The organism is Parendozoicomonas verongulae (assembly GCF_009711465.1).
Lineage (GTDB): Bacteria > Pseudomonadota > Gammaproteobacteria > Pseudomonadales > Endozoicomonadaceae > Sansalvadorimonas > Sansalvadorimonas verongulae.
Window position 1 is genome coordinate 1 of record NZ_SMME01000750.1, and the last position, 9077, is coordinate 9077.

General features: G+C 48.9%; 11 protein-coding genes. 6 read left to right on the forward strand and 5 right to left on the reverse strand.

Features of this window, described 5'->3' with window-relative positions; translation table 11 throughout:
- The 3 genes from E1189_RS05045 to E1189_RS05055 all read left to right on the forward strand — a co-directional run.
- Nucleotides 1-430 (forward strand): FMN-binding negative transcriptional regulator (locus E1189_RS05045; RefSeq protein ID WP_196221209.1); only part of this gene is annotated, 430 nt, incomplete at its 5' end.
- 232 nt (nt 431-662) lie between these two features.
- Nucleotides 663-899 (forward strand): type II toxin-antitoxin system ParD family antitoxin, encoded by a 237-nt coding sequence (locus E1189_RS05050; RefSeq protein ID WP_155158962.1) that lies wholly within the window; start codon nt 663-665, stop codon nt 897-899.
- A complete protein-coding gene (locus E1189_RS05055; protein ID WP_155158963.1) occupies nt 899-1195 on the forward strand; it encodes a type II toxin-antitoxin system RelE/ParE family toxin in 297 nt (98 codons plus the stop codon). The genes E1189_RS05050 and E1189_RS05055 overlap by 1 nt, the downstream gene beginning before the upstream one ends.
- On the opposite strand, the gene E1189_RS05060 is transcribed toward E1189_RS05055, so the two are convergent.
- The 3 genes from E1189_RS05060 to trpR form a co-directional block, all read right to left on the reverse strand.
- The gene (locus E1189_RS05060) at nt 1173-1394 is read right to left on the reverse strand and encodes a metallophosphoesterase (protein WP_329601898.1); all 222 of its coding nucleotides are present in this window, start codon (nt 1392-1394) and stop codon (nt 1173-1175) included. The two genes, E1189_RS05055 and E1189_RS05060, sit on opposite strands and share 23 nt — an antisense overlap.
- A gap of 88 nt (nt 1395-1482) precedes the next feature.
- Nucleotides 1483-2751, reverse strand: a complete 1269-nt coding sequence (locus tag E1189_RS05065) for an aromatic amino acid transport family protein (RefSeq protein WP_155158964.1) — start codon at nt 2749-2751, stop codon at nt 1483-1485.
- On the reverse strand, nt 2744-3022 hold the full coding sequence (gene trpR, locus E1189_RS05070) for a trp operon repressor (protein WP_155158965.1): 279 nt from the start codon (nt 3020-3022) through the stop codon (nt 2744-2746). The genes E1189_RS05065 and trpR overlap by 8 nt, the downstream gene beginning before the upstream one ends.
- Nucleotides 3023-3240: 218 nt before the next feature.
- Between trpR and E1189_RS05075 the strand changes: the two genes are divergently transcribed.
- Entirely contained in the window at nt 3241-4071 is an 831-nt protein-coding gene (locus E1189_RS05075) for a carbon starvation CstA family protein (protein WP_155158966.1), read from the forward strand.
- 51 nt (nt 4072-4122) lie between these two features.
- Here E1189_RS05075 and E1189_RS05080 read toward each other — a convergent pair whose 3' ends face one another.
- Nucleotides 4123-5232 carry a hypothetical protein gene (locus E1189_RS05080; RefSeq protein ID WP_155158967.1) on the reverse strand — a complete coding sequence of 370 codons (1110 nt, stop codon included), beginning with the start codon at nt 5230-5232 and terminating at the stop codon, nt 4123-4125.
- A 269-nt stretch (nt 5233-5501) separates the two neighbouring features.
- Complete coding sequence (gene murI / locus E1189_RS05085; RefSeq protein ID WP_329601899.1) at nt 5502-6287, reverse strand: glutamate racemase; 786 nt, start codon at nt 6285-6287, stop codon at nt 5502-5504.
- Between the two features lie 215 nt (nt 6288-6502).
- Here murI and cdd point away from each other — a divergent pair, with 215 nt between their 5' ends.
- Together cdd and E1189_RS05095 are read left to right on the forward strand one after the other, a co-directional pair.
- Complete coding sequence (cdd, locus tag E1189_RS05090; protein WP_155158968.1) at nt 6503-7402, forward strand: cytidine deaminase; 900 nt, start codon at nt 6503-6505, stop codon at nt 7400-7402.
- 63 nt (nt 7403-7465) lie between these two features.
- Complete coding sequence (locus E1189_RS05095; RefSeq protein ID WP_329601900.1) at nt 7466-8740, forward strand: FAD-dependent monooxygenase; 1275 nt, start codon at nt 7466-7468, stop codon at nt 8738-8740.
- The last annotated feature ends 337 nt before the right edge of the window (nt 8741-9077 follow it).

The following is a 9077-nucleotide window of genomic DNA, read 5'->3' on the forward strand; positions in this document are numbered from 1 at the left end:
CGAATTTAATGGGTTTCCTGACAGGCACTATATAAGCCCGAACTACTACCCGTCAAAAAAGAAAACGGGCAAGGTTGTGCCTACATGGAATTACTCCGTCGTTCATGTAAGAGGGCGTATTTACTTCCGGCATGAAGGCCGTTGGATTTTGCAGCTTCTCAATAATATTTCTAACACACACGAAGCACAGCAAACGACCCCATGGGTGGTTTCCGATGCGCCAGATGATTTTACTCACAAGTTAGTCAATGCGGTTATTGGTCTTGAAGTTGTGGTTGAAAGCATCATTGGTAATTTCAAACTGAGTCAAAATAAAGAAGGTGCGGATTACGCAGGTGTTGTTCAGGGGCTTTCAAATTCAGAACGGTGTACAGAGGTTGCTATTGCTGAACAAATGCAGAAGTTCCAAAGTAAAGGAACACTGTCTTAGCAAAGTTTTCTGTTAGTTTCAGGGAGGGCATGACCATTACAAGTGCTCCTTACCGATAGGGTAAATCTCAAACTCCTCACGCTTTTCTTCGGTCATTGTGTGCTCGTCGTCAGCTACACCTTCAAAAACTCATTAAGGGATGAGGGCTTGGGTTGAACTTCTCTGTCTTTACTCTGTCCTATAATATTATTTGGTATATGCTGGTACTTGATGGTGTACATAGGAGGCCTTCATGTCAAAAAACACCAGTGTTACATTAGGAGCGCACTTTGATAGCTTTATTGCCAGCCAGTTGGAGAACGGTCGGTATGGCTCTGCCAGTGAGGTGATTCGTGCTGGATTGCGATTGTTAGAAAATAGCGAAGCAAAGTTGAAAATGCTCCGCAATCTTCTTGAAGAAGGTGAGCAGAGTGGCGATGCAGACTACAGTTTGAGCGGCATAATTGAGGAACTGGATAATAACGACTGATGCCTGCCTTCGCTCTTACCCGAAAAGCCAAATCCGACCTTTTGGATATTGCTCGTTACACTCAGGAAACTTGGGGACGTGAGCAGCGAAACCAATACCTTGCGCAGCTCGATAAAACATTCCACCTACTGGCGGAAAAGCCTTCCATAGGCAAGGCTTGTGATGCTATTCGAGAAGGTTATCGAAAATTTCCTCTGGGCAGGCATATTATTTTTTACACGGCGACAGGTGGTCGGGTCCGAGTCATTCGTATCCTTCACAAAAGCATGGATATTAAAGTACGGCTGGACTCTTAGCAGCCAGAGGGCCGTTGGATAACATCTTCGCGGAGTACACGCCCCGGTCACAGGAATCACCGGCAATAATCAGCAGATCATTATCTTGAAGATCTATCTTTTCCAGAAGCTCTTTATAGAGATTGAAGTAACCGTGAATATCACTGGTTACCCAGACTTTTCGGTAGTCGCTGATAGGGAGTTTTTGGATATTTGCCACGAGAAACTCTCAAAATGATGAGATAAAAAACGGTGGAAACAAAGAGTTGTTTCCACCGTTAAAATTCTACCAAATTTAATAAGTCGGTTTAGTGACCAAAAGCAGGCAGGATGCCGAAGATGTCCAGGGTGGCAATCAGTACAGAGAATATGCCGAATGCCAGAATCAGGTACAAACGCACGCTGCCGCCAGGAACACGGTAACCTTCCGCACCATCTTTACGGCCTTTCATCGCCATCAGAACTGGGGTCAGGATGAAGGTGATGGTTACCATCAGGCCAGCGTAGCCAATTGCGGTAATGAAGCCGTTTGGCAGCAGAATGCCCAGAGCGGTTGGTGGCACAAAAGTCACGGCTGCGGTTTTGATACGGCCAGCGGTGCTGTCACCAAAGCCGAACATATCGTTAATGAACTCGAACAGGCTCAGAGCTACACCCAGGAAGGAACTCGCAATCGCCATGTTGGAGAACAGGGTAACCAGATTCGCAGCGTTGGAGCTCAAATCTGCACCGGCCAGAGCGTCCAGCAGTGTGCCGATGTTACCGCCAGCCGCGATGATACCGGGGAACCGGCCGCGATCCAGATTGCCGAAAATGGCGGCCTGCCAAATGACATAAATAGCCAGAGTGATCAGAGAGCCAAAGAGCAGGGCACTACGAACTTTTTTCTCATCTTTGTCATAGTACTTGGTCAGGCTGGGTACGGTGTTCTGCATGGCAAAACTCAGAGCGACAACGCTGAATGCGCCAAGGGAGTATTTCAGAACATCGGATGTTGGCAGGCTTGGAAACAGGCTCTGCACTTGAGCATGACTAACAAGGCCGTGGGCTGACATAGCGAAGCTGACAATCATACCACCCATCAGGGCGGTGGTGATGCGGTCAACAGCTTTGGTGCCCACCAGAACAATGGCAGACAATACCACAGAGAACAGCAGGCTGGCTGTACCCTGACTGATAGAAGCACTGGTGAAAGACTTCATGGTGCTGATGATGACAGAGCTGCCACCGGAGATATAAGCGTACAGAATGATATAAAGCAGAAAACCAATGCAGGCGGTGTTAATCAGTCGTCCGCCAGTACCAAGTGTTCCCTGAGCGATAGAGTCAAAGCTGGCGCCTTTTGGAAAACGCAGGTTGGCTTCCAATAGATAGAGGGCTGCACTGTACATACAGAACCAGGAAAACAGCATAAGCAGAATGGAGTAACCAAACCACATGCCGCTGGTTGCGACAGGGATGGAAAACATGCCTGCGCCAATAGCTGTACCTGCGACAATCATTGTGCCGCCGAGAATGCTTCTGCGTTTCTCAGGCTGGGCGACGTCTACCGTTGTTTCTAATGCTGTTTCAGTCATAATTTGGGTCTATTAACTTCTTTTCCTGCAGGCTTAATCTTTTCAAGTAGTTGGAACCTCGGGTGATCTTGGCAATGCTGACGCCTAAATCGGCTGCGACTGCTCTTTGAGAGCGGCTCCCTTCCAGTAATGCGCGCATAATGGCCAAACGTGAGGCAATGTCGCTTTGCTCTTCAGGGGTTAATAAAACTTCCAATACCTGATTGATGGATTCGGAATCAGGTTGGTTTTGAATCAGACCCAGTACCTCAGGCCACAATTCTTCAGACATTGATTCTGCACGCTCTCAGTTTGTACTGCCTCAACAGTACAATGGTGCGAATGCGGTGAATATTGCGGAAAGCCGTATTCTTGCCAAAAAAACGGCTTTTATTTCTTGTGGAGCGGGAATATTTTCTGGGTGAGGTTCCGCGTTTTGTAGCGGGAGGGTAACTACTCGAAACGTTGCTGATTTCACAAGCCTCGGAAATTCTCACTGTGTGACTGATTATGGCCTTTGGTGTGGGTGGTGGTCTGATCGCAACTGGCGCGCCAATCCCAGAGCTGGGTACTGTTGTTATGCATCCAAAAGGTCTGCCTATCTGGCCATTCCTGTTTATCACCATCGCCTGTGGTGCAATTTCCGGCTTCCATGCCACTCAATCCCCTCTGATGGCGCGCTGCCTGCACCCTGAAAACCATGGACGCAAAGTGTTCTATGGTTCCATGATTGCTGAAGGTCTGGTCGCTCTGATCTGGGCAGCGGCCGCTATGGCATTCTTCCCTAACGGTATTGCTGGCCTGAACGAAGTTCTGTCTCAGGGTGGCCCTGGGCTGGTGGTTAAGGAAATCTCTATTGGGCTAATGGGTACCGTTGGCGGTATGCTGGCCATCATTGGTGTTATTGCTTGCCCCATTACTTCTGGTGATACTGCTTTTCGTAGTGTGCGTCTGATTGTTGCAGATACCCTGAACATTTCTCAGAAGAGCAAGAAGAACCGTCTGCTTATCGCTCTGCCTATCTTTCTGATTGGCTACGCGCTGACTCTGGTGGACTTCTCCATCATCTGGCGCTACTTCGCCTTCGCTAATCAGGCGCTGGCCACTATCGTTCTATGGACTGCCGCCCAATATATGCGTGTGCAAGGCCGCAACTACATGTTTGTGGTTCTGCCTGCGATCTTTATGACTGGCGTTGTTACCACCTATATCACCATGGCGGGTGAGGGGCTGGGTCTGAGCTCGAGCGTTGGCTACCCTGTGGGCGTGATCTGCGCAGTTCTGGCTGCTGCAGCCTTCTTTATGAAAGGTAAAGGCAAGGCTCAGGCTCAAAACGCTTGATAGGGGCTTGTTGCTGATGTGTTGAGAAAGGAGCAGAGGGCTGCTCCTTTCTTATTTGGGGTGTTGTCGATAGGTTATGCTATGCCCTTCTAGCAGGCGGATATTTATCCATCGTCGCCATTCGCAAAGGGTGTGTTCAAGGCAAATCAGTGAAAGAGGTTTCAGATATTCATCTGGCCAACGTACTGGGCTACCTTCATCAACTGTCAGCTTATGATGCAGTTGGCACAATTGGCTGGCATAACTCTCTTTTTTTCTAGCTGCTATAGGTGAGTCATCCACTTTTAACTTGGTTAGCCAATCCAGAGCTAGTTTCGAACCTGGGCCAGTGAGTGGCACAGATTGTTTATCAATAACCCCTTCTGTTAACTCCGCAAGATCCATAATGGCCTGGCAAAAAATAAACGATAGCGTAAAGCTGCTGAGTGGTTTGCTGGGCTTACCTGCAGACACGACGTTTTCACCCAGGCGATCAAGTTGAAAGGTGTACTCCGTTCCCTTAATTGTGTGCTTACGCTCTGCTTTTTGAAAAAACCATTGTCGGATGGCTTGGGGAAAACAGCTATTGAGTTCTTTAACAGCCTGTTCAATAGAGAGTTTCTGGCCACTGCTTTTTGAATGGAGGTGTGCGTTGGCTACAACGGCAGGTAACCATTCAAAAATCACATCTTCCAGGGTTGCGCCATAGTTGCTGTATTGAGGGTTGATGACATAGGCACTGGTATACACCCTGCCATTGGGGCTTTGTTGAATCTGTTCCAGAGTGGCGCGCAAACTCGAACTGTTAGACAAAGATACAGAGCCAAGTTTATCCAGCACATTAGCATCTTTTAAAAAGCGTCCTAGAAGCACACGATAGAACAGATCGTTAAAGCTATTTTGAGAGAGACTCAGGGCTTGCTTTGGCAAACCCAGGCTATCCATAAAGCACTTGTGACTGGCAAAAAGCCCCCGGCTGACACGGTCATCTTCACGATGGATATTACAGAATTTTTTCTCTCTGATTGTCGTGTCTTGCAGCGCACTTATATCGCGCAAAAGAGGCAGCTGGTCAGGGTCATGAGTGGTTACACGGCGATACTCTCTTGCCATGGCAAACCAGACAACATGGCTTAAATAGCGATGCCCGAAGTCGGAAGGCTCGTAATTCTCTCGGTGCACCGCCTTCTCTAACTCTCCAGGGATGGCCGGGAGACGATGAAGACTTAACCGAAGAGTATCAAGAGAGTCAGTAGCCCTGACATTTTTTGGGTTATGCTTTCTTTTTTTTGAGGGCAGTTCTAAGGAAGGAGATCCTCCCTTTTCTTCCATATATCTTTCATGTTTCCGGAAGGGTAGTGCATAGGCTCCATCCATAGCTACCTCACATAAATAAAATCAGATAGTAGAATATGGTATGACCCCAATTTGTCCGGTGAGTTCAGAGTAGATCACTGCAAAACCTGCAGTTCACCAAATCCTCGTTGCGCAAATGCAAAGGCCAGCCGGGTTCCTGCAGGAGAGTCGCAGGTTAGAAAGGCTTGGAGTTCTGGCTGGTCTGGATTATTTGGTATGTGGTGATTGAGTAAACTGTATACTCTACGGGCAATGGCTTCACCGGAGTCTACCCAGGCTACAGTTGGCATACTCTTGCTCAGTTCACCCTTAACCAGTGGGAAGTGGGTGCAACCCAGAACAATCTGATCTGGCTGTTGAGATGCTTTAGCAAAAGGCTCGAGAATTTTATCGAATTCCCATTGTGCTACCGGCTCGCCTTGCAGCTTTCTTTCTGCAAGATGCACAAGACGAGTTGACCCCACCCGAATCACCTCGCAGTCACTTGCAAAGTCATCAATCAGGTTATCCGTGTAGGAGCGCTTGACTGTGCCAGGCGTGGCCAGCAGGCCAATACATTTATTTCTGGAGTGCAGCGCAGCTGTTTTAATGGCAGGAACGACACCCACAACCGGAATATTCAGCTCTTTGCGAACCCGTGTGAGCGCAACAGTACTGGCCGTGTTACAGGCGATAACCGCAAGGATTGGATCAAACTGTTGGCAGAGTACGCCCAGATAGTGACTCACTCGCTGAATCACATCATCTTCCGATCTTGGGCCGTATGGAAACCCTGCGTTATCGGCGCAGTAAATAACAGGCAGCCAGGGCATCATTCGGCTGATTTCCTCGAAAACCGTAAGACCACCCGCTCCGGAATCCATAATTATTATCGGGCGCACAGAAAGCTCATTCTACTCAATGAAGCAGGCCATTGTAGTACCTATTAAGGTCAATCCAATACGTGAACCTCACCGGCAAAGAGCCTGTTGTTATAAAATGGATGGTGTCAGATCAAAAAATGGTGATGTTTGTTTCTTTTTTGAACGCAATCGTTTGCTTTTTAATCGCTTCTCGGTTAATCCATTACTCCCTTAAACTGTAAGGCTTTCGACTTATGCCTTTGTTTTCATTCGATGGCAGTGTGCTGGGTGGTTTTGCCCCAGGCGCGCGCTCTCTTGTTGAAACCATGCTCTTCTCTCAGGCTGGTATGCTAACAGCCAGGCAGGCTGAAGAGCTGGCCTCCTGTTTATCTATTTCCACAGACAACCTCCCCGAAAAGCTTCTACCTGTCGCTGCGGCCTGTGCTGTTGTGCCTGTGTCCAACTTTCATGTGGGGGTAGTAATGCGCGGTGGCTCCGGTGCACTTTACCTTGGTGCAAATATGGAATTTGAGCAGTCTGTTCTGGGTATGTCTCTTCATGGTGAACAGTCTGCCACCAATAACGTCTGGCTCCATGGGGAAACCAGCGTGACCTCTCTCGTTGTGAATGCTGCACCTTGTGGCCACTGCCGCCAGTTCCTCCACGAGTTAAAATGCTCTGATACCCTGCAGGTGAAAATTGTTTCTGCGGATGGTCAGTATTACGACAACACTTTGAGTCAATATCTGCCAGAAGCCTTCGGCCCAGGTGATCTGGGTGTTGAAGGTGGCATTCTGGCAAGTAAATCCGTCAGCCTGGGCTGCGAAGCAGATGACGAGCTGGCACAACTGGCCCTCGACGCAGCCAATAAGAGCTATGCGCCATACACGGGTGGTTATGCCGGTGTGGTGCTGGAAGCATCTGATGGTACAACGGCTGTTGGCCGCTATGCGGAAAACGCAGCTTATAATCCAAGCCTCCCTCCTTTTACATCAGCAATGTCTCGCCTTCGGTTTATGACACTTGGCCGTGATGTAGAACTCAAGAGCATCACTCTGGTGGGTAAAGACACCTCTATTACCCACGCTACTCACATTGCCGCTCTGAAGCATCTTTACCCTGATACAGAGATACGAATTTTTCAGGCAGTCTGATCTTGAGGTGAACACAGGCTTGGGGCACAGTAGCGCCAATACGAAATAAAACAGGGGTAAGCTGTGGGTGATAAAACAGGTAGTCCTGGAAGCAAACATTATGATGTTGTTATTGCTGGGGCAGGTATGGTCGGGGCGGCAATAGGTTGTGCCCTTGGTCAGGCCGGATTGTCCGTTGCTCTTGTAGACCCTGTTGTTCCAGAACCCTTTGAAGCGGGAACCGTACCTGATATTCGTGTTTCTGCTCTTAGCCCAGCCAGTGTGGAGTTCCTGCAGAAGGTGGGGGCATGGAATACGATAAAGAGTATGCGTCTGTGCCCATATCGCAGAATGGCGGTATGGGAAAAACTTCAGGAGCCTCTTTCCCGCCAGCAAATCACATCCCGCTTTAATCAAACTCTGTTTGACTGCAAGGAAGTGGGAGCAGAGGAGTTGGGTTTCATCGTCGAAAACCGGCTGACCCAGCTTGGACTTCATAAAGTTATCGAGACCCTCGATACGGTCTCAATCATCTCTCCTGCTCAACCAACTTCTCTGAAAATTACGGAAGATGGCCCACGTCTCACTCTTAATAATGGGGAGGTAGTCAGCGGCAAGTTACTGGTAGGAGCGGATGGCGCGAACTCCTTTGTCCGCAAACAGGCAGGCATAGGCCTCTTCAGTGAAGATTACGAACAGCGTGCACTGGTTGCTACGGTGGAGATTCCCGCTGGTCCTTTGGATATTACCTGGCAGGCCTTCACCCCAACTGGGCCACTGGCGCTATTGCCTTTGCCATCTTCGGGAGGAAAGGGGTATGCCTCCTTGGTTTGGTATAACCATCCAGAGAATGTTGAGCATTTTATGAGTCTTTCCGATGAAGAGTTCCTCCATGAGGTACGCAAGCACTTCCCGGAAGAGTTACCTGAGCTTCTTAGCCTTGCAGAGCGCAGCTTCTTTCCACTCACCCGCAGGCATGCTTCTTCCTATATAAAGGAGGGAGTTGTGCTTGTAGGAGATGCTGCTCACACCATTAACCCTTTGGCGGGGCAGGGTGTAAACCTTGGCTTTCAGGATGCCACCTGTTTGGCCGAGGTTCTTTGCAAGGCGGCATCTGAAGATAAAAACCTTGGTTCAGTGTCTGTATTGGGGGAATACCAGAAACAGCGTCGCCCGGAAAACGCGCGTATGCAAAGGGTGATGGATATATTCTATCACGCCTTCAGTAACGAGCTGCTACCCCTGAAGGTGGCTCGAAATATCGGGCTGGCTATTGGTGGACGCTTCCCATTTGGACGCAAGGTAGTCATGCGCTATGCGATGGGGCTTGAAAAGTCTCTCCCCTGGCCTTTGGGGTAGAGGAAAGAGAGTAAAGAAATCCTGAGGCGTAAATAAACTAAATACGGTAGAAATGCTTATAGGGAATGCCTTGACCAAAAACGCCGCATCTCTATAATGCCGCCTCGTTGTCACCGACGACTCAGCCGAAATGCTTCTTTCTCATCACTGATGATTGAGCATTGACAGTTAAACGGAACGCTGTAGAATGCGCTCCTCGTTGTCACCGGCCAAGCCAGACGGCAACATTGCTAAGTGTCTCTTAATTGTTTGATTCCAATGGGATTAACGAAAACGAATCACTTGACACCGACCGCTTCCACGGTAAAATGGCGGCCTCGCTTGAACAGCTACTCAG

Bases quoted from the DNA above. Each gene is read 5' to 3' on its own strand.
- E1189_RS05050 (WP_155158962.1), top strand. From the start codon at position 663: ATGTCAAAAAACACCAGTGTTACATTAGGAGCGCACTTTGATAGCTTT.
- E1189_RS05055 (WP_155158963.1), top strand. From the start codon at position 899: ATGCCTGCCTTCGCTCTTACCCGAAAAGCCAAATCCGACCTTTTGGAT.
- E1189_RS05065 (WP_155158964.1), bottom strand. From the start codon at position 2,751: ATGACTGAAACAGCATTAGAAACAACGGTAGACGTCGCCCAGCCTGAG.
- trpR (WP_155158965.1), bottom strand. From the start codon at position 3,022: ATGTCTGAAGAATTGTGGCCTGAGGTACTGGGTCTGATTCAAAACCAA.
- E1189_RS05075 (WP_155158966.1), top strand. From the start codon at position 3,241: ATGGCCTTTGGTGTGGGTGGTGGTCTGATCGCAACTGGCGCGCCAATC.
- cdd (WP_155158968.1), top strand. From the start codon at position 6,503: ATGCCTTTGTTTTCATTCGATGGCAGTGTGCTGGGTGGTTTTGCCCCA.